This window comes from Parasphingorhabdus sp. SCSIO 66989 (genome assembly GCF_032852305.1).
Lineage (GTDB): Bacteria > Pseudomonadota > Alphaproteobacteria > Sphingomonadales > Sphingomonadaceae > Alterisphingorhabdus > Alterisphingorhabdus coralli.
Genome location: NZ_CP136594.1, coordinates 101,452 through 128,429, shown reverse-complemented (window position 1 = coordinate 128,429; position 26,978 = coordinate 101,452). Strand labels below are relative to the sequence as shown.

The window sequence follows — 26,978 nt, the reverse complement described above, 5'->3', positions numbered from 1 at the left end:
CTTGCCCGCTCTGTGACAGGGTTTTGCTTGCACTGACGCAGGAGAAGGGCAACATAGATGATACAGATCATGGATCACCTCACGCCCTCATTTGGCCATCAGCCGGTTGCCGAGAAAGTCGTCGCGGTGCTGGGGCCGACCAATACCGGCAAGACCCATCTCGCGGTAGAACGGCTCTGCGCCCATAGCTCGGGCATGATCGGCTTCCCGCTGCGGCTGCTGGCGCGCGAGGTTTATGATCGCGTGTGCGCTATTAAAGGCCCGAAAGAGGTGGCGCTGATCACCGGCGAAGAACGCATCGTCCCCGAAGGGGCGCGCTGGGTTCTGGCCACGGTCGAAAGCATGCCGATGAGCCGCGACTTTGCCTTTGTCGCGATTGATGAGGCGCAGCTGGGTGCTGATCCCGAGCGCGGTCATGTGTTTACCGACAGGCTGCTCTATGCGCGGGGACGCGAGGAGACGATGATCCTCGGTTCGGACAGCCTGCGACCGATGATCGAGGCGCTGCTACCCGAGGCGGAGATTATCTCGCGCCCGCGCTTTTCAACGCTCAGCTATGGCGGCCATAAAAAGCTCTCGCGCCTGCCACCGCGCACGGCGATTGTCGCCTTCTCGGCTGAGGAGGTTTACGCCACCGCCGAATTGCTCAAGCGCTTTCGCGGCGGCGCGGCGGTGGTGATGGGCGCGCTATCCCCGCGCACCCGCAATGCTCAAGTGGCGATGTTCCAATCGGGTGAGGTCGACTATCTGGTGGCGACAGATGCCATCGGCATGGGCCTCAACATGGATGTCCATCATGTCGCCTTTGCCGCCTTGCGCAAATATGATGGCCGCCGTCGGCGTCGGCTGACCATTGCCGAGATGGCACAGATTGCCGGTCGCGCCGGGCGGCATCAGCGCAATGGCACTTTTGGCACTTTGGCGGCATCGGGCAGTGATGCGGCGCTGTTCAGCGATGACGAGATCGCGCGGATTGAGGGCCATGATATGCCGCCGCTGTCCTCGCTCTACTGGCGCGAGGCGGAGCCGGATTATCATTCGGTTGCGGCGTTGATCGACAGCCTGCAGCGCAAGCCCGATCATGAAGTCTTGCGCGCCGCGCCCGAGGCGATTGATCTGGCGGTGTTGCAGCGGCTGGTCGAGCAGGGCGTGGTTGCCGCCAATGCGCATGGCGAAGCCATGGTCGAACGGCTCTGGGCGGTCTGCGGGCTGCCCGATTTCCGGCAGGTGGGTACTGATCATCATGCCCGCTTTGTCGCCGGGCTGTGGCGCTGGCTGGAAAAGGGGATGATCCCTGCCGACCATGCGGGGCGCAAGCTTGATGAGATTGACAAGCTGAATGGCGATGTCGGCATGTTGTCGGGGCGTCTCGCTGCCATTCGCAGCTGGGCCTATATCGCGCATCGTCAGGACTGGGTCGCCGATCGCGAGGCGCTGGCGGCGCGGGCGCAGGAGATTGAGGAGCGCTTGTCCGAGGCCTTGCACAAGGCGCTGACCGAGCGCTTTGTCGACCGGCGCGCGGCGATATTGATGCGGCGATTGGCGCAGGACAGCAGCCTGATGGCGGTGAGTATCGAGGATGATGTGGTGCAGGTTGAGGGCGAGCCTATTGGTCGGCTCGACGGCTTTCGCTTTGTCGTCGGATCGAGCGCGCGGTTGGCTGATCGCAAATTGCTGCTGGCGGCGGCCGAACGGCATTTGCCTTTATTGCTCAAAGGACGGGTGACGATGCTGACACAGGATGGTGACGATCAATTTGCACTGAAAGGCGCGGATGAGCTGCATTGGCGCGATGCACGGGTGGCAAAGCTGCAGCGCGGCGGAGCGATGCTCAAGCCGGTGATTGCACTCGACCGTTCGATTTTGGCGCTTGATCCTGCGCCGCGCCAGCAGGTCGAGGCGCGATTACAGCGCTGGCTGGAAGATCAGATATTGAGCGATCTCAAGCCGCTATTGGCGCTGGAGAAACTCGCCGATGACCCCGACCAAGCGGCGACCTTGCGGGCCATGGCGCTGCAACTTTGCGAGGCCGGTGGCTGCCTCAGCCGCAAGGGCACGGTGCTGGAGATGCTGAAGGCGCTGGATGCGGGTCAGAAGCAGCAATTGCGTCGACATGGTGTGGTGTTTGGCACCTATGATATCTTCGTCGAGCGTATCCATGGTGTGCGCGCGCGGGCCTTGCTGCGGCGTCTGGTGGCGCTTTGGTCGCGCAAGCCCTTTGCCGAGCAGGATGATGGAGCCGAGCTGCTGCCTGTGCTGGCGGCATCAGGTTCGGGTGATGATGCTAAGGCGCATTGGGTCTTGGGGTATCGCCGCTTTGGCCAGCAAAGGCTGCGCGTCGATTTATGCGAACGGCTGGTGCGCGCCGCGCATCAGGGACGGGGTGAAGCGAATGAGAAAGGTGCGTCTGAGGCTTTCATCATCGACGATGCGCTGGCCCGTTCCATGGGGCTGAATCAGGCGAGTTTTGACAAGCTGTTGCATGGGGCGGGTTTCCGCAAGACCACTGCGCCCGAGGTGGAGGTCGTGGCGGAACCGGAGGATAAAGCAGAGGAGAGCATTGCCGAGGCGTCGGAAGAAATAGCGCCGGAAGCACCGCCACCACAATATTGGCACTGGAAAGGCCTGCGATCCAAACCGCGCTTTAAGGTGCACAACAAGCAAAGTCCGAACAAGGCAGGCAAATCTGGCAAGCCACGGCAAAAGCCACAGAACCAAAAACAGGAAAAACCCGCTACCGGCCATCCCGCCTTTGCTGCGCTCAAGGATATGCTCTCTTGAATACGCATCGTGATCAGACGCTGCGCCTCGATCTGTTGCTCTGGTATCTGCGTTTTGCCCGCAGCCGTTCGCTGGCCAAGACCATGGCGCAATCGGGCAAGCTGCGCTGCAATGGACAGCGTATCGTCAAAGGGCACCACCAAATGGGTGTAGGCGATGTGCTGACGCTGATGCATCGTGGCCGGGTGCTGGTGGTACGCATAAATGCCCTGCCCAAACGGCGCGGATCAGCCACCGAAGCGGCGCAACATTACAGCCATATGGTGGATGCCGATGGTGTTGCGGTCACTGCTGATAGAGAAAATGTATCGCAGCCAACGGGAACTGTAGTTGACGTTTCGGTAAAGTGACAATAGCAGGAAAATCCGCGATTCTGACGAGTGGAGCCGATTTTCGATGACCTATGTGGTGACCGACGCCTGTATCAAGTGCAAATATATGGACTGCGTCGAAGTCTGTCCTGTCGACTGTTTCTATGAGGGCGACAATATGCTGGTGATCAACCCCAGCGAGTGCATTGATTGCGGCGTGTGTGAACCGGAATGCCCCGCTGAGGCGATCCTGCCGGACACTGAAGACGGGCTGGAAAAATGGCTTGAGGTCAACACCAAATATTCCGAGGAATGGCCGAATATCACCGTCAAACGCGATTCTCCGCCCGATGCCGATGAGTATAAAGGTGTTGAAGGCAAGTTCGAGAAATTCTTCTCCGAAGAGCCTGGCGAGGGCGATTAAAAAGCCTTGATCCTGCGATTCCGGCAGGCACTAGCTTTTTTGTGACGAATCTGTTAAACTCCTAAGGAAAGCGCGTGGAACTGTGTCCGCGCGCTTTTCTGACTATGGGAATGCGGGCGCATTTTATAGGCGCCCGGAATATGTGAATTGGCGGGGTTGTTTTGCTACACTCCGCCTGACTGCATATTCCAGTCTCTTATGACAAGGAAAGGTTAGTGAATGTCTGCCAAGGCTTTGTCCTTTGATGTAGGCGACTATGTCGTTTACCCGAAACACGGCGTCGGTCGCGTAATTGAACTTCAAAATGAAGAAATCGCCGGGATGCAGCTCGATCTTTATGTGCTGCGCTTTGAAAAGGAGCGGATGACCCTCCGCGTGCCTGTCAACAAGGTGGAAAGCATCGGTATGCGCAAATTGTCTTCGGACAAGACGCTGCGCGAGGCTCTCGATGTGCTGAAAAGCAAGCCCAAGGTGAAGCGTACCATGTGGTCGCGCCGGGCCCAGGAATATGAAGCGAAGATCAATTCGGGCGATCTGGTATCGATTGCCGAAGTGACCCGCGATCTGTTCCGTGCTGATGACCAGCCCGAGCAGAGCTATTCCGAACGCCAGATTTTTGAAGCGGCCTCAAGCCGTCTGGCGCGTGAACTGGCGGCCATGGAAAAGACCGATGAGCCGACCGCATTGAAGAAGATCCTCGAGATCCTCAACGAATATGCGCCGCTCTATTATGAGAATGCCGAGGAATCCTGATCGGGCGCTGACCCATCAGGCCTTGAGCCATGCAAAAGGGCGTTCCTTCAGGAGCGCCCTTTTTCGTTGCGCTTTCTGGCTTGTGTAACAAGCCGCATTGTATTACCTGTGTAACACAGGGTAGCAACTGTTCGATTATTTGGAGGCAAAGCCTGTCCAACAGGGTTTGCCTCCTGGGCATCAGCCTATGGTATTATCAGTTTGACAGGAGCTATCATGAATCCCTCTTTTCGTTTTCTGGGCACACTGGCCTTTGGTGCCTTATCCACGCTTGCACTAAGCGCCTGCGTTATCAGCATCGATGATGACGATGTGCGCAGCTATGCAAGCGACGATGGCTATGCGCCTGTCATTGGCGAGACTGTAACGACTGCGGCATTTGATAGAGTAAGTTTGGAAGGCCCTGACAAGCTTGTCATTGTGCGGGGTGACACCCCCTCCTGGATGGTTTCTGGAGAAAACGAAGATGTTCGCAACCTGCGGATTGAGGTTGATGGAGACACGTTGAGGATCAGGCGCATCGGCAATCGTTATTACCGCAATGGCGGTTATGATCCCGCGAATATTATTGTCACAGCGCCTGTTCTCTCGGGCTTTTCGGTCGCAGGTTCCGGCGACGCAACGATTACCGAAATGATTGGCGAGAGTGCCGCGATCAATATTGCAGGTTCCGGCAAGGTCACCGTCGGCAAGGTCAATGTCTCGCAACTTGATGTTCAGATTGCCGGTTCTGGTAGGGCCATTCTGTCAGGCGGTGCTGGTCTGATGAACCTGTCGGTGGCAGGATCAGGTGATTTGCGCGGTGCCGATCTCAGTGTTAGCCGTGCCGCAGTATCGGTCGCGGGTTCAGGTGATGCGGAATTTACCTCTGATGGTGAAGTAGATGCCAGTGTTATTGGTTCGGGTGACGTCGTTGTGCGCGGCAATGCTATATGCAATTCTGACCGCAGCGGCTCCGGCACGGTGCGCTGTGGCTGATTGACTTGTCCGGCCGAATGAATTTGGAGTAATAAAAATGCGCAATGTCCCTTTCACGCTTTTCAAGGCAGCCATGGTCGCAGGTACCGCTATCGGCTTGTCTGCCTGTAGCCTCACCATTGGCGACGATGATGATGCCGCAGCACCTACAGGCGGTGAAACCGTGACCGGGGAAGCGTTTGACAGCATTGCCCTTTCCGGCCCTGATGATGTAATTGTCAGCGCCGGCGAAACTGCGAGCTGGACTGTCGAAGGCGATGCCGAGACCCTTGAAAAATTGCGTATTCGTGTTGATGGCGGCGAGCTCAAAATCCGTCGTAGTAACAATGTGATGCAATGGGGCAAGGGCGATGGCAAGGCGATCATCAAGGTTACCATGCCGGTGCTGAAGCGCTTTTCACTCGCGGGCTCAGGCGATGGTGAAGTTGCCGAAATGGTGGGCGACAGCGGCGAGATTGATCTTGCCGGTTCTGGTGCAATCAGTGTCGCCAAGGTGGCGCTGGAGCGGTTGGAGGTTGATCTGGCGGGTTCAGGAGATGTGGTACTGGCGGGTGAAGCACAACAGCTCGAAGTCTCCATGGCCGGGTCCGGTGACGTCGAGGCGGCAAAGCTCAAGGCGGACACGGTTGAAGTTTCGGTCGCTGGATCAGGTGATGTCGAAATCGCCTCTGATGGAGAGGTTGACGCCAGCATTGCCGGGTCGGGCAGCATAACCGTCAGCGGCAAGGCCAAATGCACTTCGGACAGTGTAGGTTCTGGCAAGCTGACTTGCGGCTAGAGTGCGGCCTGGCGACCATGCAGATTGTTACATGATGGGGCACAGCGAAGACCGGGCTTGACCTGTGCGACGTGATGGCTTCTTTTCAGGCTATGCCTATGTTCATCATCCGCGCATTCTCGCCTTTTCTACTCCTGGTCATGGCTGCAGGGTTGGTCACGCAAGCGCAAGCGGCAGAGCGGCGCTTTACCACCGGTAATTTCACATCCCTGCGCATTGACGGCGATATGGATGTCGAGATTGTCGAAGGTCGGGCGCATGCGATTGTTGCCGAAGGTGAGAACCGGGCGCTCAGCCGGATTCGGGTTCGCACCAGCAGCCGAGCTGTGACCATTTCCATGCGCGCTGAAGGGCGGACTGGTTTTACCAGCGATCGACCGCAACTCAGCATAACCGTGCCGCGTCTGAACAGTATTGATTATCAGAGCGACGGTATGTTGACCGTCGAACGGCTGGCAGGCGAATATGTGCAGGTGATCATGGGCCGCGGCGGATCGGCACGCATTGCTGCGATTGAGGCGCAATCACTGGTCACCAATATGACCAGTTCCGGCACGCTGGAAATTGCTGGCGACACTGATCGGCATAATCTGATTGTCGGCGGCTATGGTCAGGTCGATGCTGCAAACATGTTCAGCGAGGAAACCGATATCGTGGTGCAGGGGCCGGTCGAGGTGATTGCCCATGCGCGTAAACGCATAAATGGGGTGATCAGCGAGGGTGCCGAGGTGCGGATATTCGGCGGCGCCGATTGCGCTGCGGTGCAGGTTTCGAATATCGAGACGGTTGGCACCAGCCTTTTATGTGATGCCGGTGCGATGGAGGAAATGCAGGAAGAGCCCTAAATCCGCTCGGTCTCTACCGAAGCATCTGAGGCGCGCAGCGCGGCGATAATCCGCATCAGATGTTGGACATCCTGCACCTCCAGATCGACCTCAAAGCTGTGAAATGGCTCATCACGCTGCACCATGCGCAGGTTCATGATATTGGCATGGTGGTGGCTGAAAATGCCGGTAACTTCTGCGAGCGTACCTGGCTTATTGTGCAGCACCAGCCGCAGCCGCGCCGTGGCACCAATGGACCGCGCATCCCAGGCGAGATCAACCCAATCGGCATCCTCGCCGCTGACCAGATTCATGCAATCAATCGTGTGCACCTGTACCGGCTCACCCGGCTTGCGCAGACCGACAATGCGGTCACCCGGCACCGGATGGCAACATTGCGCCAGTTCATAGGCGACGCCCGGAGTCAGGCCGCGGATGGAAATGGCGCGCGCTTGTTGTGTCCAATCACGCTCATCCTGATCGGCGGTGCTGCCCGGAACCAGGGCTTCCATCAGATCGCGATCGGATATCTTGTTGGTGCCGATGGCGTGCATCAGCGCATCTTCATCCTCGACATCGAGCCGCTTGATCGCCGCCTTCATCGCCTTTTTACCGATCTTGCCCGGCAGCCGCTCACAAATCTCGTCATAGAGCATGCGGCCAATGGCACCGATTTCCTCGCGCTCCTTGTGCCGGACGAAACGGCGAATGGCGGCGCGCGCCTTGCCGGTGACGACAAAGTTGAGCCAGCCTGGCTGGGGTTCCTGTCCTTCGGATTTCAGGATTTCGACAATATCGCCATTGTCGAGCTGGGTGCGCAGCGGCACAGTGCGGCCGTTGACCCTTGCGCCGACGGCCTGATCACCCAGATCGGTGTGCACCGCATAGGCGAAATCGACAACCGTCGCGCCGCGGGGCAGCTGGTGCAGCGCGCCTTTGGGGGTGAAGGCGAAGATACGGTCCTGATACATCGCCATGCGGGTATGTTCGAGCAGCTCATCCGCATCGTCGGCATTGTCGAGAATGTCGAGCAGATCGCGGATCCATCCCGCCTGCCCATCGGGCCCTGACCCGCCTTGTTTATAGGCCCAATGCGCCGCGAGCCCGAATTCGCTCTCACGGTGCATTTCCTCGGTGCGAATCTGAATCTCGACCCGCATTGACTGGCCATGGATGATCGCGGTGTGCAGCGATCGATAGCCATTGCGCTTGGGGGTAGAGATATAGTCTTTGAAGCGCCCGGGGATCATATTCCATTTGCGATGGATGATACCGAGCGCGCGATAACAATCTTCTTCACTCTGGGTGATGACGCGAAAGGCAATGATGTCGGTCATCTGTTCAAAAGTGACCTGACGCTCCGCCATTTTGCGCCAAATGGAATAGGGGTGTTTTTCGCGGCCACTGACCTCGGCCTCTATGCCTTCTGCCGACAATGCCTGTTGCAGTGATTCGCTGATCCGGTCGACCGGTTCGGTCCCATCCTGTTTGATCTGCTCCAGCCGCTCGACTATGGTGGCATAGGCATTGGGCTCAAGCTGCTCAAAGGCGAGCAACTGCATCTCGCGCATATATTCATACATGCCTACGCGCTCGGCCAGAGGCGCATAGATATCCATGGTTTCGCGTGCGATGCGTTTGCGCTTGTCGGCATTTTTGATGAAATGCAGCGTACGCATATTGTGCAGCCGGTCGGCCAGCTTGACCAAAAGCACGCGCAGATCATTCGACATGGCAAGCAGGAACTTGCGCAGATTTTCTGCTGCGCGCTCGTCCGCCGTTTGCGCCTCAATCCGTGATAACTTGGTGACGCCATCGACCATATTGGCAATCTCGGGGCCAAAAAGGTCTTCAATCTCCTCTACCGTGGTCAGCGTGTCCTCAACCGTGTCATGCAACAGCGCGGTGACGATGGTTTCCTCACCAAGTTTGAGGTCGGTCATCAGACCAGCGACCTCGATTGGATGGCTGAAATAGGGGTCACCGCTGGCCCGCTTTTGCGAGCCATGGCGCTGGACTGAAAAGACATAGGCGCGATTCAGTAGTGCCTCATCGGCTTCCGGGTCATAGCTTTTGACCCGCTCTACAAGTTCGTACTGGCGTAACATGGCCTGCCATTACGCTGGTTTTAGAGAGAAATTGCAATAGAAAAGCCCGCGCGGGTTGCACATAACGCCTCGGAGGGGGAATGGGCGATTATGTGAAGCACCGCGCGGGCGAGGCTATTGCGGCAATCGCGCTATTGTTCAGAAGGCGCGATTATCGCTGGGAGATAGCGTAACTCAGTCTTTGCCGTTGCAATCGGCAATGTCTTCTGCGGCCATGGCTTCGCCGCGGGTGGTGAATTCGGTTACTTCACCCATTTTGCGGACCAGACGGGCGCAGACATTGGTCGGACGGCTGGTGGTTTTCGGCGCGCGGCAGGTGTCGCCAGAGCAGCGCCATACAACGCCACGGATGATTTCGGTCTGCTTCTCAACCGGAGCGGCGAGCTTGGCTTCATAATACACCTTGCTGCCAGCCTGAGCCGGAGAAGCGAAAAGGGTAACAGCCGCAGTAGCGGCGATAGCAGCAGTAGCAGCGCTGTTCAAAATGCGGGACATGTTTGTTTCCTTTCGGGGACGGATAATTTCAGTTGCGAATCACTACCTAATGGATTAGGTTTTAAGTTGCAACTAGAAACTTAAACATTGTCGAAAAAATATTTTGGCTATAGACGATTTTACGCTAGGCTAGGAGGTCTGATGGGCAAGCTTCACGAACCCTTATCTGAATTGGCGGGCAATTGCGGTCTCCCCGCAGCGCTGGAAGCCATGGGCGAGCGCTGGTCATTTATGATCTTGCGCGGCTCTTTCAATGGTTTGCACCATTTTGAGGAGTTTCTCGAAGAGCTGGGCATAGCCCGTAACATTCTCTCGAACCGACTGACCAAGCTGGTCCAGGCGGGAATCTTGAAACGTGCGCCTTGTGCTGATGACCGCCGCAAGATTGAATATCGTCTGACCGAAAAGGGCATGGCGCTGTTGCCGGTGATGATTGCGCTGCGGCAATGGGGTGAGCGCTGGAGCACCGGCGTTCCTTCCAATCCGGTGCTTTGCGATGAACGGGACCGCAAGCCGATAGCCGAGGTGGCGATTCACGCCCATGACGGCCGCAAACTGGGTCCGGCGGACTTGCTGTGGATTGATGAGCAGGATTTGCAAGAGGCCAACACTGCCGTCCGCGCAGATAGCCTTCATACTCTCGCTGCCCGCTGACGCGATTGCCTATTCAAACTCTATCGCTATCCTCATGGCGGCGCATTGCTGCTGCCGACAGACCATGGGGATGACTATCCAAGACAGTCTGCGCCCGTGATTCGAGATGAGCCCGCGCCGCTTGGTGAATACCCTTGGCGCTACATAACAGCCCGAAAATCGGCGCATCGCTATCTTTGAAATCCATGGCCTTACCCAGCGCATCGGTGCATAGCGCACCACTTTCTTGTGCAATCAACAAAGCCGCCGCGACATCCCAGGCATGCCCCCAGCGCAATGTCGCTACCAGATCGGCCTCGTCCGCCGCCACCATCGCCATGCGCAGCGCGATGCTGTTGGGTTTGTCGACCGCCACCAATGCGCGATCAACCTTGGCGAGCTGAGCCGTGGGAACCCTTGCCCCAATCAATGCCTCTTGTCGGCTGGCGATAATGGTTTTGCCGTTACGCTGGGCACCACTGCCCGCTTCTGCCAACCAAAGCTCTGCGCGTGCAGGTGCATAAAGCGCCCCCAATTGCGGCTGGCCATCGACGCAATAGGCGACGGACAGCGCCCATCCGGGGCGGCCACGAATAAAGTCGCGGGTGCCGTCAATCGGGTCGACTATCCAGACACCCGCGCCGCGCCCTTCTGCAGGCCGGGCATGGCTTTCCTCTGAAAGCCAGCCGGCATGCGGGTCAAGATCGCCCAGCGCATCGCGCAAAAAACGATCCACCGCGATATCGCTTTCGGTCACCGGCTGATTCGGGGCCTTTTCCCATCCTGATCCCGTTCTGCCGGGATCAAACCCCTGCATCGCCAAAGCACCGGCCTGTTTGAGAACGTCCGCAAGAGATGCACGATCAATGCCCGGCAACGGTCATTCCATCGATACGGAGCGTCGGCACATTGATGGCGCGCCGCATTTCCAGATCATCAGCGGCGACTATGGCGGCAAACATATCGCGCAGATTGCCGGCAATGGTCACTTCGCTCACCGCCTCGGCAAGCTTGCCATTGCGGATCGCAAAACCGCCTGCTCCGCGGCTATAATCGCCGGTAACGCCATTGACGCCCATGCCGATGAGCTCGGTGACGTAAAAGCCTTCCTGGATATCGCTCATCAGTGCTTCCGGAGTCACATCACCTGCTTCCAAATGGATGTTGCTTACCGATATCCCGGGACTGCCGCCGCTGCCGCGGCTTGCATGGCCGGTAGTCTCCATCTCCAGCTGTGCCGCCGCCGAGCAATTGAGCAGCCAGTTATCGACAACACCCTTGTCGATCAGTCGGTGCGGCTGCGCGGTGACACCCTCGCCATCATAGAGACGCGAACGCAGGCCACGGTGGCGATGTGGGTCCTCGATGATCGAAATCGCTTCCGGGAATATCTGCTTGCCGCGGTCTTCGGCAAGAAAGCTCGCCTTACGGGCAACGGCGCTACCGGTAATGGCGCCGGTTAAATGGCCGATCAGACTGCCGCCGACCCTTGGATCAAAAACAATCGGGCGCGGTCCGCTGGGCAGAGTTACCGGGTTCATCCGGGCCACCGCACGCGCCCCGGCGCGACGGCCTATGCTTGCCGCATCTTCCAGATCGTCCAGATGGCGCGCCATATGATAGGCATAGTCGCGTTGCATATCACTGCCACTTCCGGCGAGAACGCTGGCCGACATGGCAAATACGGTCGAGCGATAGCCGCCGGAGAATCCATCGCTGGTGGCCAGCGCCATCAAGCCACCACCCGCCTGGACCGAGCCACCTTCGGAATTGGTAACGCCGTCAATGCTGCGTGCTGCATCTTCTGCCGCCTCGGCCATGGAGCGCAGCGAAGTCGCATCCCATTGGGCAGCCTCATCGCAGATATCGAGGGCCGCCGCTGTCTGTTCATGCGTATAGAGCCGATCCTTCGGTGCCAATCGGGCATAGGGGTCTTCTGGCGCCGCCTTGGCCATATCGACGACACGTTCGGCGAGTTCTTTCAGGGTTTCATCATCGAAGCGCGTGGTTGAAACACTCGCGACCTGTTGTCCGACAAAGACTCTGAGGCCCAGTTCCGCGCTCTCGCTGCGCTGGACATCTTCCAAAGCACCCAGACGCACCTGCACATCGGTCGATTCTTCGGCGACACACGCGGCATCGGCAGCAGTCGCGCCCTGCTTCAAAGCATAGTCGACGCACTGTTCGGCGGCTTTTCGGGCCCGTTCTTCATTCAGCATGATTGCGCCATAAGCGGGCGCGCAGATCAGGTCAATTCATCCGCGGCGCAAAGCCTTGTTTGGCGGGGATTAGTCAAGGATCGGCAATTATTCCGGGAGGGGCTGAGGTCAGCCTATGGCCATGGTGCCGAGATGCCATAGTCCGGCAATGGCGAGCGGCAGACCAATGGCGCACAACCACAACGCGGTGCAATCACGCAGGAACAGCGAAGAGACTTCGCTCTGCTGTTCTTCGCCTGTATTGGCATCGACATGTTCCCAGCGTTTTTCAAAGCGGCGGCAGGCGGGAATAACCAGTGCGATCAGGATAACCAGACCGAGATAGGGCAGCATCGAATGCGAGTCGCCCTTCATTTCCGCCATCACAACAAAGATTTGCAAACCGGTATAGACCAGCAGGGCATAGGCAATATGGTTGCTCATGCGATGTGACCAGCTTTCTTTCGCCGATACCGCGCCATCGGCAGATTGCGCTGCATTGATAGAGTGTTCGCTGGTGATGCCCTTGGCCATGTCGCTTCCCCCGATAACGCCATTATGCGCACATGATGTGCTGCTTGGCGGTTATTACCAAAACCTATAGCAGCTTCTCTATCCGGTTTGCGCACCAGATTTGGCTGTTAAGGCCCTGTCTGTAAGAAACAAGCTTTCACAAAAGCGTCACCAAAGCAAGAATCTTTACCGAGAAAATTGTGATTCCCTTACAAAATGTGCATGACGGGTTGCAGTGCACTCCAGCACAGCCAATCATGAAGACAGAAACAAGAGGTGATGATATGGCGGTAACTCTAGATAGTCCGCTCACCCTTCCTAATGGTGCCGTAATCCCCAACCGCATCGCCAAGGCGGCGATGACCGAAGGTCTGGCCCGCCCCGATGGTGTCCCGACAGAGGCGCTGGAACAGCTTTATGGCCATTGGTCACAAGGCGGTGCCGGCGTGTTGATCAGCGGCAATATCATGATTGATCCGGACCATCTGGAACGCCCCGGCAATGTCATCATCGCTGGAAAGAGCATTGATGATGCTTTGCCCGCGCTGACCCGCTGGGCCAAAGCGGCGACCGCCAATGGCAATCACTTTTGGGCCCAGCTCAGTCATAGCGGGCGCCAGACGACAAAGCTGGTCAACCCCAATCCCAAAGCGCCCTCTGCGGTGAAGCTGGGTCTTCCCGGCGGCCAGTTTGGCACGCCAGAGGCACTGACGCTGGAAGAAATTGGCGATGTGGTTGATGGATTTGCCGCCACCGCCGCCGTCACCAAAGAAGCTGGTTTCACCGGTGTGCAAATTCATGCCGCGCATGGCTATTTGCTGTCCTCTTTCCTCAGCCCACGCAGCAATATCCGAGACGATGATTATGGCGGTTCGCTCGAAAATCGTGCCCGCATATTGCTTGAAACGGTGGGCAAGGTGCGCGCCAGTGTCGGCAAAGAGTTCACCATTGCGGTCAAGCTGAACAGCGCCGATTTTCAGCGCGGGGGCTTTGCCTTTGAGGACAGCCTGCAGGTGGCGCAATGGCTCGCCAATGCCGGGGTCGATCTGCTGGAGATTTCCGGCGGCACCTATGAACAGCCCAAGCTGCTGGGCGTTGAAGGCGTGGAAGCCGAAGAACCGCAGAATGTTGCGCCGTCCACCGCCAAGCGCGAGGCTTATTTCGTCGATTTTGCCAAAGCAATGCAAGAGACGGTGTCGGTGCCGCTGATGGTAACCGGCGGTTTTCGAACCCGGGTGGCGATGGACTATGCACTGGAAAGCGGAGCGGCGGATATGATCGGCCTGGGCCGCCCGATGTGCGTCATGCCCGATGCGCCGAAACAGCTGTTGGAAGGCACCATTGACCACCTGCCTTCGCCCGAGGGTGAACTGCGATTGCTGCCCTCCTGGCTAAGCTGGCTGCGCGCCTTCCAGCTGATCAAGACGGTGGATACTTTTGCCGTGCAATACTGGTTTTACGGCCAGATCTATGCGCTTGCAGAAACCGGCGCGATGGACCCGTCACTGACGCCATTCCAGGCGTTTCGCATGGTCGAGGACCGCAACAAGCAACTTATGGCAGAGCGAAACCGGATCAGGGGGTAAAACGGCATTACTCCCCTCCCGTTTCCGGGAGGGGCAGTGAGACTTATCGAGCGAAGCGAGGTCTAGTCGCAGCGGGGTGGGCATGCGGTACGTTCAGAAGTTCGCTGACACGAGCGATGCTGCGCATCGCCCCACCCCTAACCCCTCCCGTAAACGGGAGGGGAATTGATCAGACGGCATCCGCCTCTTCGGCCCGCAGGGCTTTGCGGTCAAGTTTACCGATGAGTGTTTTGGGCAATTCATCGCGGGTAACGACATCGACAACCCGTTCATGCTTGCCCAGTTGCGGGTTGAGCCATTGCATGATGGCGTCGCCTGCCACCTCGGTTTTACCTTCCTCTAGTGTCACAAACGCCTTGGGGGATTCACCGCGATATTCGTCAGCAACCCCGATCACCAGCGCCTCTTTCACCGCGTCATGCTGATACAGAACCTTCTCCACCTCGCTGGGAAAGACCTTGAAGCCACCAACCGCGATCATGTCCTTGATGCGGTCGACGATGCGGATATAGCCATCCTCGTCAATCTGGCCGACATCGCCGGTGCGCAGATAGCCGTTGATAAACACCTCTTCATCGGCATCGGGCCGGTTCCAATAGCCCTTCATTACCTGCGGCCCGGAAAAGATGATCTCGCCCGGCTCGCCCTTGGGAACTTCCTTGTTCGGGTCTTCCTTGTCGACAAGGCGCACCAAAGTGCCGGGCACTGGCTGTCCAATGGTGCCTGATTTGTTGAGGCCCTCATAAGGATTTGCCGAAACCACCCCGCTGGACTCGGTCAGGCCATAGCCTTCGACCACCTTGGCGCCGGTCTTGGCCTCAAACTTCTTTTTGACTTCGGCAGGCAGCGGCGCGCCGCCCGAGATACAGGCGCGTAGCGGCGAGAAATTGGTCTGCTCAATCCGCGGATTGTCAAGCAAGGCCTGATACATGGTCGGCACGCCGGGCAGCGCAGTGACCTTGGTGCGGTCAATCGCCTTGAGCGCCTGCACCGCATCAAAGCGCGGCAGAATGACCATCTCGCCGCCATTGAGAACGGTGCGGTTGAGCACGCAGGTATTGGCGAAGACATGGAAGAAGGGAAGCACACCCAGGATCCGGTCTTCGGCATCATGATCCGGGTCAATGCGGTTCACCTGGCGGGCATTGGCGGTGAGATTCTGGTGCGTCAGCATCGCGCCCTTGGGCGTGCCGGTGGTGCCGCCGGTATATTGCAGCAGGGCAATATCCTGATCCGGGCGAATGGAGGCGCGGTGAAACGCGCCATCATTATCGATCAGTGTCGAGAAACTGGTGATGCGCTCATCATCGGGTTTTTTGACCGTCTCCTTGCCCTTGAACAGACGATAGAAGAGTGATTTGCCGCCGGGCAGTGCACCCGCAACCGAGCCGACAATCAGCCGCTCAAGGCTGGATTTTTCCAGCACTTCCAGCGCCGTAGGCAGCAACGCCGCAGCAGACAGGGTGAACAGCACCTGCGTGCCGCTATCCTCAACCTGATGCGTCAGCTCATCAACGGTGTAGAGCGGCGAGAAATTGACCACGGTGCATCCCGCCGCCATGGCGCCATAATAGGCGGCGACATAATGCGGCACATTGGGCAAGAAAAGCCCGATACGATCGCCCTTGCCCAGCCCCATATCTTGCAGGCCCTTGGCAACGCGGCAGACGCCTGATGCGGTTTCGGCATAGCTGTATTTGCGACCCATAAAATCGATCAGCGGCGCCTCGCCCTTGCGTCCGGCAGAGCGGAAGAACATGTCGGGCATGCTCATCGGCGCGAAAAACTGGTCCCATTGGGTCGGATGATTATAATGCGTTGTCCAGATTGGCGGGGCGTCGTCATGTTCGGGGGCAAGCATGGCGCTATCGGTCATTTTCAGGCTTTCATCGCTAAGGCATGTCAAGTTGCATCATAGCAAGGCAACGCGCAAAATGCGGGGAAAGCGTGACCCAACCGCTATAGCGCCGCTCTATGGCAGCTTGCGATAAAGCGCAAGTTTGTAAGCGGAGGTAACGTCAGCCAGCGCTGAACCAGCCAACACCATCGCGGTTCTCGACGATGGCGCGTCCGGTGACTTCGAGATGCCGCAAATGCGCCATCGCTTCTCCGGTGGCGAGGCCATAGACGCTGTCGTCAATCTTGCGTGCAAACAGCAGGCCAAAGGTATCGACAGCGCGCATCGGTTTTTGGCCAAGCGCATGCTCCAGAGCCTCAAGCTGATTATGATGGCCACCTGCCAGCACATCGAGCCGCTCAAACACGCCGGTAAAAGGGAAGCCATGGGCAGGAAGGACGAGCATATCTTCGCTCAGGCGGGCTCGGAATTTGGCGATACTTTCCAGCCATTCGCCAAGCGGATCAGCCAATGGTTCGCTGACCGATACGGAAACATTGGAGGTGATGCGCGGCAATATCTGGTCACCGGCAATGACCACGCCATTCTCCTCATCGACCAGACAGCAATGCTCCGGTGTATGCCCGCCGCCAGTAAGGATGCGCCAATTGCGGCCACCGACCGTAATCACCTGCTCATCCTCCAGCCGCACATGGGTTACCGGTAGCGGCGAAACCGCCTTGGCAAAATTGCCCCAGCCACGGCTGCGCATCTTGTCCAGCCGCTCTTCATCCCAACCGGCATAGCGCATCTGGGTTATCGCGGCTTCCGGCGGTGCCTCGCGAATATCGGCAGTGAGCATCCGCGCCATCAGCCATTCGGTGCGATTCATCCAAAGCCGCACACCCTGCGTCTCGCACAGCCACCCGGCACAACCGACATGATCTGGGTGGAAATGGGTGCAGATAACGCGGGTTATGCGTTTACCCTGCAAATCGCCCGCGAGCAGTGTTTCCCATGCTTCGCGCGAGGCGGGAATGTTGAGGCCGGTATCGACAATCGCAATTCCATCGCCCTCATCATCACGATCGGCCAGCAGCCAGATATTGATATGGTTGAGCGAACCGGGAACCGGCAGCCGCGTCCAGCCAATATCAGGCAGCAGCGGAAACAGCGTGCCATATTCCGGGGCGTGATTGCCGAGCGGATAATGCAGGCCTTTGTGCTGATTGGGTTCCAGCCCGTGATCGGCCAACGCCTCCAGCACCGAAGGCGTTACCTCAGGGGGTGTCGCGGCTTTAGGCCAGGCTGGAGCTTTATGGGCCAATTGCGCGCTCAGGCGAGCGGGTCACCCGAAGGTGCTTCGCCGCCCAGCATCTCCTGCGCGGCGGCCTCAGCTTCCGCCTCGCGTGCGGCCTTTTCTGCCGCCAGCTTGTCCGCTTCGCGTTCGGCCTGCAATTCCTCGATCAGCGCAGCACGATCACCGCCCAGCTTGTTGTCCTCGGGCGCTTCTTCGCTCAGGCCAGCCTTCTTCGCGGCCTTGGCGACGACGGCATCGAGCTCACGCTGGCTGCACAGGCCCAGCGTCACCGGGTCTTTGGGCTGAATATTAGCGATATTCCAGTGCGTGCGATCGCGGATAGCGTTGATGGTGTTGCGCGTGGTGCCGATCAGCTTGCCGACCTGTGCATCGGAAATTTCCGGGTGGTTACGCAGCAGCCAGGCAATGCCATCGGGCTTGTCCTGTCGCTTGGAAACCGGGGTGTAACGCGGGCCCTTGGTGCGGTGCTTCTGCTCCGGGCCTTTGGTGATGACCATGCTATATTCCGGGTCAGCCTGCGCCTTTTCGATTTCTTCCATGGTCAGCTCGCCCGCCTGTACCGGATCGCGGCCGGTATATTTGGTGCTCGCCAGATCATCAGCCATGGCCTGTACTTCGAGGATATGCAGGCCGCAAAATTCGGCGATCTGCTCAAAGGTCAGGCCGGTATTGTCGACCAACCAGGATGCGGTGGCGTGCGGCATCAACGGATGTGCCATGATTAGTAACTCCTGTGCGCCGCTATGCCCGGTTTTCGGTTCATTTGATTAGCGGCGGATTGTAAAAACAATAAGGGCCGCCCCATGCAGGAGCGGCCTCTGATAAACTAATGATAGGCGATTATCGCTGATGCGACAAGGGCGATTATCGTTGCAACTCAAGCAGCCCATGCCGTTGATGGTCGATGCAGCGGCGCGAGAGACCGTAAAAACTGTTCAGCGCTGGTTTCCCAACTGAAGGTGCGGCCATAGCGTGCGGCGGCCTGTCGGTCGCAGGACAGAGCCTGCGCTATGGCACTCTGCAGATCCTCATCGAGCACACCGACGCCATCGCGGATAATGTCCTGCGGGCCTGCCACCGGATAGGCGGCAACCGGGGTGCCGCTGGCCAGAGCCTCGATCATCACCAGCCCGAATGTATCGGTGCGGCTTGGGAAGACGAAGACATCGGCCCCGGCATAATAGCTGGCGAGGTCACGGCCTTTTTTGGCACCAACAAAATGGGCCTCTGGATATCCCGCCTTGAGCGTTTCCAGCGCCGGGCCCGCTCCGACGACCACCTTGCTGCCCGGGTGATTGGTTTCGAGGAAAGCCTCGATATTCTTCTCCACTGCCACCCGGCCGACATAGAGCTGGATAGGGCGCGGCAGATCGGCAAAGAATTCGGCCGCCGGTACATCGGGACCGAAACACGCAAGATCAACGCCGCGTCCCCAATGGGTCAGCCGCTCCAGACCATTTTCTGCCAATTGTGATCGGATGGACGGGGTGGCAACCATGATCTGTTCGGCCGGGCTATGGAACCAGCGGATATAGGGCCAGATATAGTCCGCCGAGATGCCGGTCCGTCGTGCGACATAATCGGGGAATTGGGTGTGATACGCTGTCGTGAACGGCAGGCCAGCGCGCAGGCAATAGCGCCGCGCTGCCAGTCCCAAAGGGCCTTCGGTAGCGATGTGGATCGCATCGGGGCCAAAATCCATGATCTTGCGGCTGACCGAGGCGGTGCTGGCCAACGCCAGCCGGATTTCGGGATAGCTGGGGCAGGGGACAGAGAGATATTGGTCGGGCGAGATCACACAGATATCATGGCCTGCAGCTTCCAGACGATCCGTGACCGCCTGCAATGTCCGCACCACGCCATTCATCTGGGGTGCCCAGGCATCGGTAATAAGTGCGATCCGCATCCGCTTGCCCTCCAAATAGTGTCAGGCTGCCAAAGGTGCCCCATCTTTCGGGGCGTCAGCGCCAGCCTTCTTCCTCTGTGCTTTCTTTCGGGCATTCATGATATCAGCCCAGTGCAGGATTTCCATGCTGCCGTCGAAATTCTCGACCAACGCGTTGCAGCCTTCGACCCAATCGCCGTCATTATAATATTCGACACCGTCAATTTCGCGGATTTCTGCCGTATGGATATGGCCGCAGACGACCCCGTCAACGCCGCGCTGTTTGGCGGCACGCGCGACAAGTTCCTCGTAGCGGGATATAAACTCGACCGCGTTTTTCACCTTGTGCTTGGCCGTTTTGGAGAGCGACCAATAGGGCAGGCCCAACTTCTGACGGCCCCAATTGACCCAGCGATTGAGACCCATCATAAAGTGATACAGCGCGTCACCGACAAAGGCGAGCCAGCGATGCGCCAACATAATGGTGTCAAATTCATCGCCATGCAGCACCAGCAATTTGCGGCCATCAGCGGTTTCATGCACCGCAGCGCGCTCAATCTCGACATCACCGAACTTCATGCCCGAGAATGGCCGGATCATTTCATCATGATTGCCGGGGATATAGACGATCCGCGTGCCGCGCTTGGCGCGCTTCATAACCCGCCAGACCACGTCGCTATGGGTCGAGGGCCAGTAGAATTTCTTCTTCAGCCGCCAGCCATCGATAATGTCGCCGACCAGATACATGGTCTCGCTGTCGACATTGTCGAGAAAGTCGATCAGCATCTCGGCATTGCAGCCCTTGGTGCCAAGGTGAATATCGGAAATCCAGATGGTGCGATATTGCCGCCGTTCACCGCCTTCCGGTTCCTTGATAACAGGAGCCGGGATATTGAGCGGGAAATCAGTAATGTTGCCGCTGTCGCTCACCTCGGAATCAGCGAGCGAGCGGATATTGGACGGCAGAAGATCGGCTGGCGATACCATGGAAGGCTCTCCTCTGAACCTGTTGCGCTTCAGGGCGGCATAGCCCCGAAACTGTGACAAACGGAATCATGGTTCAGTGAAACTTTTATGACATCAGGCCGAAAATTGATGCCGGTTTCGTGACAGTGGTGCGACGGAGCGATGAAATACCTTTATTGTCCCGTCAGCAGGACGATTTTGCCGAAATGCGCGCCGCTTTCCATATAGGTCTGCGCTTTGCCCGCATCTTCAAGCGGGAAGCGGCTGTCGATAATCGGTACCACGGCGCGTTCTGCGACCAATGGCATGACATTGCGCGCAATCTCGTCCGCCAGCAGTCCCTTGAATGCATCAGTGCGCGGCCGCAGGGTTGAGCCGGTCAGGGTCAGTCGCTTGCGCATGATATCGACCATGGAAATATTGGCTTTGAGTCCTCCTTGGACCGCGATGGTTACATGGCGGCCACCTTCGGCGAGGCAGGCCATATTGCGCGGCACATAATCCCCAGCGACCATGTCGAGCACGATATGTACGCCTTTGCCATCGGTCAGCCGGTCAATCTCGGCCACAAAATCCGTTGTCTTGTAATTGATCGCAGCGGCAGCGCCCAGCTCCTCGGCCTTGGCGCACTTTTCATCGCTGCCACAGGTGACATAGACAGTCATCTCGAACATCTTGCCGAGCATGATGGCCATGGTGCCGATGCCGCTCGTACCGCCATGGACCAACATCGTCTCGCCATCGCGGGCATAGGCACGCTCAAACACATTATGCCATACGGTAAACAGCGTTTCGGGGAGGGCAGCCGCCTCTTCCATGGTCAGCGATGCGGGTATCGGCAGGCAATGATCATGCTTCGCGATACAATAGTCAGCATAACCACCACCGCCGACCAAAGCGCACATATTCTGCCCCAGCAGGGCATCATTGACACCTTCGCCAATAGCAACAATCTCCCCTGCAACCTCCAGGCCGGGGGTTGAAGGCGCTCCAGGTGGCGGAGGATACAGCCCCATGCGTTGAACAATATCCGGACGATTGACCCCGGCGGCTGAGACCCGGATCAGCACTTCCCCAGCCCCCGGCTGTGGCACCGGTTTCTCACGCACAGTCAGCACCGATGCATCGCCCGGTGCGTCCATATCAATTGCACGCATCATCTCTGGCAGTACTGCCATGTTTAACCCCCCCCATTTTGCCCTCTTTAACAAAGGAAATGGAATTTCGATAGTCAGCTTATTGACAGTCCGTCCTATGAGGTCAACATTGTACCGTATGGACTTGGACGAGAATCTTCCGCGACGCAAAGATCAGCCCCTGGAAGCGCTGGTTCGCGAGGACCTTGATCCGCTATCGCTTGAAGAGCTGGACAGCCGGATTGCGGTGTTGGAAGCCGAAATTGCCCGGTGTAAGGCGCACAAAGCCAAGGCTTCGGACCACAGAGCCAGCGCCGAGGCGCTGTTCAAGAAATGATAATCCATCTGCCTTTGCGCCTGTTCAATTGCGCAGCGGTAGATGTGAAAAAATATGGGACTATGCACAGCAGGCGATGAAAATGGCCGAGTGCATTCCTATATCGGGTTGGAATATGATAATCTGGTTTTCAGATTATCGGGTAAAAAGGTAACAAAGCATGCCGTCATTTGCGGAATCCCTTGAAAAAACCATCCACCAGGCACTGCACCATGCGTCCGAGCGGCGGCATGAATATGCCACGCTGGAGCATCTGCTGCTGGCGCTGATCGATGACCCGGAAGCCTCGCAGGTCATGCAGGCCTGTGGCGTCGATCTCGGCGAGCTTAGCGATACGCTGGTGCATTATCTTGATAATGAGCTGGATTCGTTGCGGATCGAGGAAAAGATTGATCCGGCGCCGACATCGGTGTTCCAGCGGGTTGTCCAGCGCGCGATCCTGCATGTCCAGTCTTCGGGCAAGGATGTCGTTACCGGAGCCAATGTGTTGGTCGCGCTGTTCTCCGAACGTGAATCCTATGCTGTGTATTTCCTGCAGCAACAGGATATGAGCCGCCTTGATGCCGTCAGCTATATCAGCCACGGCATTGGCAAGGGCGGCCAGCCGGTCGATTCGCGCACGCCGGAAGGCAGTGATGATCAGGAAGAAGAAGGCGGCAAGGCCGAGGGCAAGCAGAAGAAAGAAAGCGCACTCGACCAGTTTACCGTCAACCTCAACGCCAAGGCAGAAGCCGGCAAGGTCGATCCGCTGATCGGACGCGGGCCGGAAGTCGACCGCACGGTGCAGATTCTCTGCCGTCGTTCAAAGAATAATCCGCTCTATGTTGGTGATCCCGGCGTTGGCAAAACCGCCATTGCTGAAGGTCTGGCGCGCAAGATTGTCGAGGGCGATGTTCCTGATGTGCTGTCCGAAGCGGTGATCTATTCGCTCGATATGGGCGCATTGCTGGCGGGTACACGCTATCGCGGCGACTTTGAGGAGCGGCTGAAACAGGTGGTTTCAGAGCTCGAAAAAATGCCGCATGCGATCCTCTTCATTGACGAGATTCATACGGTGATTGGTGCTGGCGCGACTTCGGGCGGTGCGATGGATGCCTCAAACCTGCTCAAGCCTGCGCTGTCGGGTGGCACGATCCGTTGTATCGGCTCGACCACTTACAAGGAATTCCGGAATCACTTTGAAAAGGATCGCGCTTTGCTGCGTCGGTTCCAGAAGATTGATGTCAATGAGCCGAGCATTGAGGATACGGTCAAAATCCTCAAAGGCCTGCGCAGCGCGTTCGAGGAGCATCACAAGGTGCGCTACACCCCCGATGCGCTGAAAACCGCGGTCGAACTGTCGGCACGCTATATCAATGATCGCAAATTGCCCGATAAGGCGATTGATGTGATTGACGAGGTTGGCGCGATGCAGATGCTGGTGCCGCCATCCCGTCGCCGCAAGACCATCACCGCACGCGAGATTGAGGCGGTTATCTCGACCATGGCGCGCATCCCGCCCAAATCGGTCTCCAAAGACGACCGCAAGCAGTTGGAGCATCTTGAGCGTGACCTGAAGCAGGTGGTCTTCGGTCAGGATCTGGCGATTGAGAAACTGGCCAGCGCGATCAAGCTGTCGCGGGCAGGTCTGCGCGAACCGGAAAAGCCGATTGGCAACTATTTGTTCTCCGGCCCTACCGGTGTCGGCAAGACCGAGGTGGCGCGTCAGCTGGCGAGCATCATGGGCATTCCGCTGAAGCGCTTCGATATGAGCGAATATATGGAGCGCCACAGCGTCTCCCGCCTGATCGGTGCGCCTCCGGGCTATGTCGGTTATGATCAGGGCGGCCTTCTGACCGATGCCGTTGATCAACAGCCGCATTGTGTGCTGCTGCTCGACGAGATTGAGAAAGCGCATCCCGATCTGTTCAATGTGCTGTTGCAGGTGATGGATAATGGCAAGCTCACCGACCATCACGGCAAGACCGTCGATTTCCGCAATGTGGTGCTGATCATGACCACCAATGCCGGGGCCAGTGACATGGCGCGCGAAAGCATCGGTTTCGGCAATGTCAGCCGCGAAGACGCGCAGGAAGATGCGGTGAAGAAGATGTTCACCCCGGAATTCCGCAACCGTCTCGATGCGGTGGTGCCATTCACCTATCTTTCACCCGAAGTCGTCAGCCGCGTGGTCGACAAGTTCATCCTGCAACTGGAGCTGCAACTGGCCGACCAGAATGTGCATATCCGCCTTGATCAGGATGCGCGCGATTACATGGCGGAGAAGGGCTATGACAAGCTCTTCGGTGCCCGTCCCATGGGTCGTCTCATTCAGGAGAAGATTAAGGAGCCGCTGGCCGAGGAATTGCTGTTCGGCAAGCTGGCGCAAGGCGGCGAGGTGTCGGTGCATATGAAGGACGGCAAGCTGGCCTTTGAGATTATGCCGGCACCGCCCAAAGCCTCGCGCAAAAAGCCGCAGAAAAAGTCTCCGGCGAAAAAGAAAGAGGATTGATCCTCACCGCAATGGGTATAGGGATGGGCGACCAGTAAACAGGCTGTCGTACCATCTCTATTGCCATTGAAGGGATCACCCGATGCTCGACTTTTATACCAATCCGATGTCACGCGGGCAGATTGCCCGTTGGGCGCTGCATGAAGCTGGCGCGGAATATCAGCAGCATCTGATGAGCTATGACCCCTCGGACGAAAATAGCATCAAAAGCGAGGCCTATCTCGCCATCAACCCAATGGGCAAGCTGCCCGCTATAGCCGATGATGGTAAGGTGATTACCGAATGCGCGGCCATCTGCGCCTATCTGGCCGAGCGTTTCCCCGATTCTGGCCTCGCACCGCAGGATGATAGCGAGCGTGCGGACTATTATCGTTGGCTCTTTTACGCATCGGGCCCATTGGAAACCGCGATCACCAACAAGTCCATGGGCTTTGCCCCTTCAGATGAACAAACCCGGATGGCGGGCTATGGCAATTTCGAGATGGTCATGGATGTTCTTGACGGCTTCCTCTCCAGCCGGGACTATGTCTGTGGCGCACGCTTTACCATGGCCGATGTCTATCTCGGCAGCCAGGTCGATTGGGGCATGAGCTTCGGCACGATGGAGAAGCGGGATAGCTTCATTGCCTATGCCGAGCGTATGCGCCCGCGTGAAGCCTATAAGGCGGCCAAGGCGATTGATGGTGAACTGATCGCCAAGGCGCAGGCCGCGCAAAGCTGAGCATAGTTTGTATTGCGCCAAGCCTGGCATTTCAGAAGCGAAACTAACCGCTTGAACATAGTGTAAAAATTCGCTTATTATAGAATTCTGGCGGGGTGAGGTACGCTATGCGTTCAGTAATCTATATCAGTTCTGCAACGAGCATATTCGATAAACCGGCGCTGGATGCGCTGATCCAGCAATGCCGTGCGTATAACAGTAAGCATGATATCACCGGTTGCCTCGCCTATAACGGCGTCAATTTCCTGCAGCTTATTGAAGGCCCGGAAGAGGCGATTGAGACCTGTCTGGAACGTATCATTGCCGATAGCCGGCATGATGGCATCGTCAAAATCCGCGATGAGGCGGTCGGTCTGCGTGAATTTCCGGACTGGACCATGGCCGGGCGGCTGACTCCCGATGCTGAAGGACGCGCCAGTCGCGGGCTTATGCTGGATATATTGCAGGGCGCACGACAGGCAACGCGCGAGATTTTTGAGGGCTTTGCCACGCTTAAATCGGCCTGATAGCTTTTCTGTATCATGCTAAATGCAAACCGCTCTTGAGCGGAGAGCGGTAAGATATTATATTACAAGCATGACTGAAACAGCCACAATTGAAGTTGATCTGCTGCCCGCGGCGGCAAAGCGCGTAGCAGCGATTGCCACCAAATTGGGCAAGGACGCTGCCCTGCGCCTGTCGGTAGAAGGTGGTGGCTGTTCCGGTTTTCAATATCGCTTTGGCTTGGCCGAGAGCATAGAAAGCGATGACCATGTAACCGAGCGTGATGGCGTCAAGCTGGTGGTGGATTCTATCAGCTTGGATCTGCTTCGCGGTTCTGCGGTCGACTTTGTTGAATCGCTGGGTGGCGCATCCTTTCAGGTGACGAACCCCAATGCCGCCTCAGGCTGTGGCTGCGGCACCAGCTTTTCGGTTTAACAGCAATTCTCCCCTCCCATTTAGGGAGGGGCAGTGAGACTTGGCGACTGAGCGAAGCGAAGGCGCTTAGTCGCAGCGGGGAGGGCCCCAACGCTTTTCGGTTTTCCCGAGCCTATCAACCCGCTACACCTCACCCATGACCAAAATCGCCAGCTTCAATATTAACGGTATCAAGGCGCGCCTGCCGCGGCTGCTCGAATGGCTGGAGGAAACCCGGCCCGACATTGCTTGTCTGCAGGAGATCAAAAGCCAGGATGAGGGCTTCCCCGCCGATGCGTTTGAGAAAGCTGGCTATGGCGCGATCTGGCATGGGCAGAAATCGTTTAACGGTGTCGCGATATTGGCACGCGGTGCGCAGCCGGTGGAAACCAAACGCGGGCTGGATGGCGAGCCGGAGGATGAACAATCGCGTTATCTGGAAGCGGATGTCACTATCGGTGATGCAGAGCAATCCTTGCGGGTGGCGTGCATTTACCTTCCTAATGGCAATCCGCAGCCGGGGCCTAAATTTGATTACAAGCTACGCTGGATGGAACGGCTGCGTGCCCGTGCGCGCCAGATTTGGGCCGAAGAAGTCCCGGCGATACTCGCGGGCGATTACAATGTCATTCCGCGTGACAATGATGTCTGGTCACCCCCTGCCATGGCATCGGATGCGCTGATGCAACCAGAAAGCCGCGGCGCCTATCAGCGCTTGCTAAACGACGGCTGGACCGATCCGATCGGCAATTGGCACCCCGATGGCCAGATCTGGACCTATTGGGACTATCAACGCGGTGCCTGGCAGCGCGACCATGGCTTCCGCATCGACCATCTGCTGCTCTCGCCCCAGGCGGCGGACCGGCTCAAGGCGGTCGGCGTCGACAAAGACCATCGCGGCCGGGAAAAAGCCAGCGACCATGCGCCGACCTGGGTGGAATTGCGGGGTTAGGCCTGTATGATGGTTTCATCCACTATCGCATGAAAGGGGGCCATGGCGGAGTA

26 protein-coding genes are annotated in these 26,978 nt (G+C 57.8%); 15 read left to right on the top strand and 11 right to left on the bottom strand.

What is annotated here, in order from left to right; all coding sequences use genetic code 11:
* The first annotated feature begins 57 nt into the window (after positions 1-57).
* From RB602_RS00595 to RB602_RS00565, 7 genes are all read left to right on the top strand, one after another.
* Entirely contained in the window at positions 58-2,781 is a 2,724-nt protein-coding gene (locus RB602_RS00595) for a helicase-related protein (RefSeq protein WP_317081995.1), read from the top strand.
* A complete protein-coding gene (locus tag RB602_RS00590; RefSeq protein ID WP_317081993.1) occupies positions 2,778-3,131 on the top strand; it encodes a S4 domain-containing protein in 354 nt (117 codons plus the stop codon). The genes RB602_RS00595 and RB602_RS00590 overlap by 4 nt, the downstream gene beginning before the upstream one ends.
* A gap of 46 nt (positions 3,132-3,177) precedes the next feature.
* On the top strand, positions 3,178-3,516 hold the full coding sequence (gene fdxA, locus RB602_RS00585) for a ferredoxin FdxA (protein WP_317081991.1): 339 nt from the start codon (positions 3,178-3,180) through the stop codon (positions 3,514-3,516).
* A 219-nt stretch (positions 3,517-3,735) separates the two neighbouring features.
* Positions 3,736-4,269, top strand: coding sequence for a CarD family transcriptional regulator (locus RB602_RS00580; protein ID WP_317081989.1), 534 nt, complete (start codon positions 3,736-3,738; stop codon positions 4,267-4,269).
* Positions 4,270-4,485: 216 nt separating this feature from the next.
* Complete coding sequence (locus RB602_RS00575) at positions 4,486-5,247, top strand: head GIN domain-containing protein (RefSeq protein WP_317081987.1); 762 nt, start codon at positions 4,486-4,488, stop codon at positions 5,245-5,247.
* A 37-nt stretch (positions 5,248-5,284) separates the two neighbouring features.
* Entirely contained in the window at positions 5,285-6,025 is a 741-nt protein-coding gene (locus RB602_RS00570) for a head GIN domain-containing protein (RefSeq protein ID WP_317081985.1), read from the top strand.
* 98 nt (positions 6,026-6,123) lie between these two features.
* On the top strand, positions 6,124-6,870 hold the full coding sequence (locus RB602_RS00565; RefSeq protein WP_317081983.1) for a GIN domain-containing protein: 747 nt from the start codon (positions 6,124-6,126) through the stop codon (positions 6,868-6,870).
* Here RB602_RS00565 and RB602_RS00560 read toward each other — a convergent pair.
* Complete coding sequence (locus tag RB602_RS00560) at positions 6,867-8,957, bottom strand: RelA/SpoT family protein (RefSeq protein ID WP_317081981.1); 2,091 nt, start codon at positions 8,955-8,957, stop codon at positions 6,867-6,869. The genes RB602_RS00565 and RB602_RS00560 overlap by 4 nt on opposite strands.
* A gap of 174 nt (positions 8,958-9,131) precedes the next feature.
* Complete coding sequence (locus RB602_RS00555; protein ID WP_317081979.1) at positions 9,132-9,452, bottom strand: CC_3452 family protein; 321 nt, start codon at positions 9,450-9,452, stop codon at positions 9,132-9,134.
* 141 nt (positions 9,453-9,593) lie between these two features.
* Between RB602_RS00555 and RB602_RS00550 the strand changes: the two genes are divergently transcribed.
* A complete protein-coding gene (locus RB602_RS00550) occupies positions 9,594-10,106 on the top strand; it encodes a winged helix-turn-helix transcriptional regulator (RefSeq protein WP_317081977.1) in 513 nt (170 codons plus the stop codon).
* 13 nt (positions 10,107-10,119) lie between these two features.
* Here the strand turns inward: RB602_RS00550 and RB602_RS00545 are convergent, their stop codons facing one another.
* The 3 genes from RB602_RS00545 to RB602_RS00535 all read right to left on the bottom strand — a co-directional run bounded on the left by RB602_RS00545 (position 10,120) and on the right by RB602_RS00535 (position 12,817).
* Complete coding sequence (locus RB602_RS00545) at positions 10,120-10,962, bottom strand: inositol monophosphatase family protein (RefSeq protein WP_317081975.1); 843 nt, start codon at positions 10,960-10,962, stop codon at positions 10,120-10,122.
* Positions 10,949-12,304 (bottom strand): TldD/PmbA family protein, encoded by a 1,356-nt coding sequence (locus RB602_RS00540; RefSeq protein WP_317081973.1) that lies wholly within the window; start codon positions 12,302-12,304, stop codon positions 10,949-10,951. Before RB602_RS00540 ends, RB602_RS00545 begins: the two co-directional genes overlap by 14 nt.
* A gap of 108 nt (positions 12,305-12,412) precedes the next feature.
* Positions 12,413-12,817 (bottom strand): hypothetical protein, encoded by a 405-nt coding sequence (locus tag RB602_RS00535; protein ID WP_317081970.1) that lies wholly within the window; start codon positions 12,815-12,817, stop codon positions 12,413-12,415.
* Positions 12,818-13,080: 263 nt separating this feature from the next.
* Here RB602_RS00535 and RB602_RS00530 point away from each other — a divergent pair, with 263 nt between their 5' ends.
* Positions 13,081-14,382, top strand: coding sequence for an NADH:flavin oxidoreductase/NADH oxidase family protein (locus tag RB602_RS00530; RefSeq protein ID WP_317081968.1), 1,302 nt, complete (start codon positions 13,081-13,083; stop codon positions 14,380-14,382).
* Between the two features lie 169 nt (positions 14,383-14,551).
* Here the strand turns inward: RB602_RS00530 and RB602_RS00525 are convergent, their stop codons facing one another.
* The 6 genes from RB602_RS00525 to RB602_RS00500 all read right to left on the bottom strand — a co-directional run bounded on the left by RB602_RS00525 (position 14,552) and on the right by RB602_RS00500 (position 21,569).
* Entirely contained in the window at positions 14,552-16,258 is a 1,707-nt protein-coding gene (locus RB602_RS00525; protein ID WP_317081966.1) for a long-chain-fatty-acid--CoA ligase, read from the bottom strand.
* Positions 16,259-16,400: 142 nt separating this feature from the next.
* Positions 16,401-17,546 carry an MBL fold metallo-hydrolase gene (locus RB602_RS00520; protein WP_317081964.1) on the bottom strand — a complete coding sequence of 382 codons (1,146 nt, stop codon included), beginning with the start codon at positions 17,544-17,546 and terminating at the stop codon, positions 16,401-16,403.
* Positions 17,547-17,554: 8 nt separating this feature from the next.
* On the bottom strand, positions 17,555-18,259 hold the full coding sequence (locus RB602_RS00515; RefSeq protein WP_317081962.1) for a DUF1013 domain-containing protein: 705 nt from the start codon (positions 18,257-18,259) through the stop codon (positions 17,555-17,557).
* 158 nt (positions 18,260-18,417) lie between these two features.
* Complete coding sequence (locus tag RB602_RS00510) at positions 18,418-19,446, bottom strand: glycosyltransferase family 4 protein (RefSeq protein WP_317081960.1); 1,029 nt, start codon at positions 19,444-19,446, stop codon at positions 18,418-18,420.
* A 21-nt stretch (positions 19,447-19,467) separates the two neighbouring features.
* Positions 19,468-20,412: a UDP-2,3-diacylglucosamine diphosphatase gene (locus RB602_RS00505; RefSeq protein ID WP_317081958.1), complete on the bottom strand. Its 945-nt coding sequence runs from the start codon at positions 20,410-20,412 to the stop codon at positions 19,468-19,470.
* 152 nt (positions 20,413-20,564) lie between these two features.
* On the bottom strand, positions 20,565-21,569 hold the full coding sequence (locus RB602_RS00500; RefSeq protein WP_317081956.1) for an NAD(P)H-quinone oxidoreductase: 1,005 nt from the start codon (positions 21,567-21,569) through the stop codon (positions 20,565-20,567).
* 97 nt (positions 21,570-21,666) lie between these two features.
* Between RB602_RS00500 and RB602_RS00495 the strand changes: the two genes are divergently transcribed.
* From RB602_RS00495 to xth, 6 genes are all read left to right on the top strand, one after another.
* On the top strand, positions 21,667-21,864 hold the full coding sequence (locus RB602_RS00495) for a DUF1192 domain-containing protein (protein ID WP_317084598.1): 198 nt from the start codon (positions 21,667-21,669) through the stop codon (positions 21,862-21,864).
* Positions 21,865-22,024: 160 nt separating this feature from the next.
* Positions 22,025-24,355 carry an ATP-dependent Clp protease ATP-binding subunit ClpA gene (gene clpA / locus RB602_RS00490; protein ID WP_317081954.1) on the top strand — a complete coding sequence of 777 codons (2,331 nt, stop codon included), beginning with the start codon at positions 22,025-22,027 and terminating at the stop codon, positions 24,353-24,355.
* An 82-nt stretch (positions 24,356-24,437) separates the two neighbouring features.
* Positions 24,438-25,076, top strand: coding sequence for a glutathione S-transferase family protein (locus RB602_RS00485; RefSeq protein WP_317081952.1), 639 nt, complete (start codon positions 24,438-24,440; stop codon positions 25,074-25,076).
* A 107-nt stretch (positions 25,077-25,183) separates the two neighbouring features.
* Positions 25,184-25,582, top strand: a complete 399-nt coding sequence (locus tag RB602_RS00480; RefSeq protein WP_317081950.1) for a BLUF domain-containing protein — start codon at positions 25,184-25,186, stop codon at positions 25,580-25,582.
* Positions 25,583-25,652: 70 nt separating this feature from the next.
* Positions 25,653-25,994, top strand: a complete 342-nt coding sequence (gene erpA, locus RB602_RS00475) for an iron-sulfur cluster insertion protein ErpA (RefSeq protein ID WP_317081948.1) — start codon at positions 25,653-25,655, stop codon at positions 25,992-25,994.
* 136 nt (positions 25,995-26,130) lie between these two features.
* Positions 26,131-26,925, top strand: coding sequence for an exodeoxyribonuclease III (xth, locus tag RB602_RS00470; protein ID WP_317081946.1), 795 nt, complete (start codon positions 26,131-26,133; stop codon positions 26,923-26,925).
* Positions 26,926-26,978: the final 53 nt, after the last annotated feature.

Excerpts from the sequence above, each read along its gene's own strand:
- RB602_RS00595 (WP_317081995.1), top strand. The coding sequence starts at position 58 with ATGATACAGATCATGGATCACCTCACGCCCTCATTTGGCCATCAGCCG.
- fdxA (WP_317081991.1), top strand. The coding sequence starts at position 3,178 with ATGACCTATGTGGTGACCGACGCCTGTATCAAGTGCAAATATATGGAC.
- RB602_RS00580 (WP_317081989.1), top strand. The coding sequence starts at position 3,736 with ATGTCTGCCAAGGCTTTGTCCTTTGATGTAGGCGACTATGTCGTTTAC.
- RB602_RS00575 (WP_317081987.1), top strand. The coding sequence starts at position 4,486 with ATGAATCCCTCTTTTCGTTTTCTGGGCACACTGGCCTTTGGTGCCTTA.
- RB602_RS00570 (WP_317081985.1), top strand. The coding sequence starts at position 5,285 with ATGCGCAATGTCCCTTTCACGCTTTTCAAGGCAGCCATGGTCGCAGGT.
- RB602_RS00565 (WP_317081983.1), top strand. The coding sequence starts at position 6,124 with ATGTTCATCATCCGCGCATTCTCGCCTTTTCTACTCCTGGTCATGGCT.
- RB602_RS00560 (WP_317081981.1), bottom strand. The coding sequence starts at position 8,957 with ATGTTACGCCAGTACGAACTTGTAGAGCGGGTCAAAAGCTATGACCCG.
- RB602_RS00555 (WP_317081979.1), bottom strand. The coding sequence starts at position 9,452 with ATGTCCCGCATTTTGAACAGCGCTGCTACTGCTGCTATCGCCGCTACT.
- RB602_RS00550 (WP_317081977.1), top strand. The coding sequence starts at position 9,594 with ATGGGCAAGCTTCACGAACCCTTATCTGAATTGGCGGGCAATTGCGGT.
- RB602_RS00540 (WP_317081973.1), bottom strand. The coding sequence starts at position 12,304 with ATGCTGAATGAAGAACGGGCCCGAAAAGCCGCCGAACAGTGCGTCGAC.
- RB602_RS00535 (WP_317081970.1), bottom strand. The coding sequence starts at position 12,817 with ATGGCCAAGGGCATCACCAGCGAACACTCTATCAATGCAGCGCAATCT.
- RB602_RS00530 (WP_317081968.1), top strand. The coding sequence starts at position 13,081 with ATGGCGGTAACTCTAGATAGTCCGCTCACCCTTCCTAATGGTGCCGTA.
- RB602_RS00525 (WP_317081966.1), bottom strand. The coding sequence starts at position 16,258 with ATGACCGATAGCGCCATGCTTGCCCCCGAACATGACGACGCCCCGCCA.
- RB602_RS00515 (WP_317081962.1), bottom strand. The coding sequence starts at position 18,259 with ATGGCACATCCGTTGATGCCGCACGCCACCGCATCCTGGTTGGTCGAC.
- RB602_RS00510 (WP_317081960.1), bottom strand. The coding sequence starts at position 19,446 with ATGCGGATCGCACTTATTACCGATGCCTGGGCACCCCAGATGAATGGC.
- RB602_RS00505 (WP_317081958.1), bottom strand. The coding sequence starts at position 20,412 with ATGGTATCGCCAGCCGATCTTCTGCCGTCCAATATCCGCTCGCTCGCT.
- RB602_RS00500 (WP_317081956.1), bottom strand. The coding sequence starts at position 21,569 with ATGGCAGTACTGCCAGAGATGATGCGTGCAATTGATATGGACGCACCG.
- RB602_RS00495 (WP_317084598.1), top strand. The coding sequence starts at position 21,667 with ATGGACTTGGACGAGAATCTTCCGCGACGCAAAGATCAGCCCCTGGAA.
- clpA (WP_317081954.1), top strand. The coding sequence starts at position 22,025 with ATGCCGTCATTTGCGGAATCCCTTGAAAAAACCATCCACCAGGCACTG.
- RB602_RS00485 (WP_317081952.1), top strand. The coding sequence starts at position 24,438 with ATGCTCGACTTTTATACCAATCCGATGTCACGCGGGCAGATTGCCCGT.
- RB602_RS00480 (WP_317081950.1), top strand. The coding sequence starts at position 25,184 with ATGCGTTCAGTAATCTATATCAGTTCTGCAACGAGCATATTCGATAAA.
- erpA (WP_317081948.1), top strand. The coding sequence starts at position 25,653 with ATGACTGAAACAGCCACAATTGAAGTTGATCTGCTGCCCGCGGCGGCA.
- xth (WP_317081946.1), top strand. The coding sequence starts at position 26,131 with ATGACCAAAATCGCCAGCTTCAATATTAACGGTATCAAGGCGCGCCTG.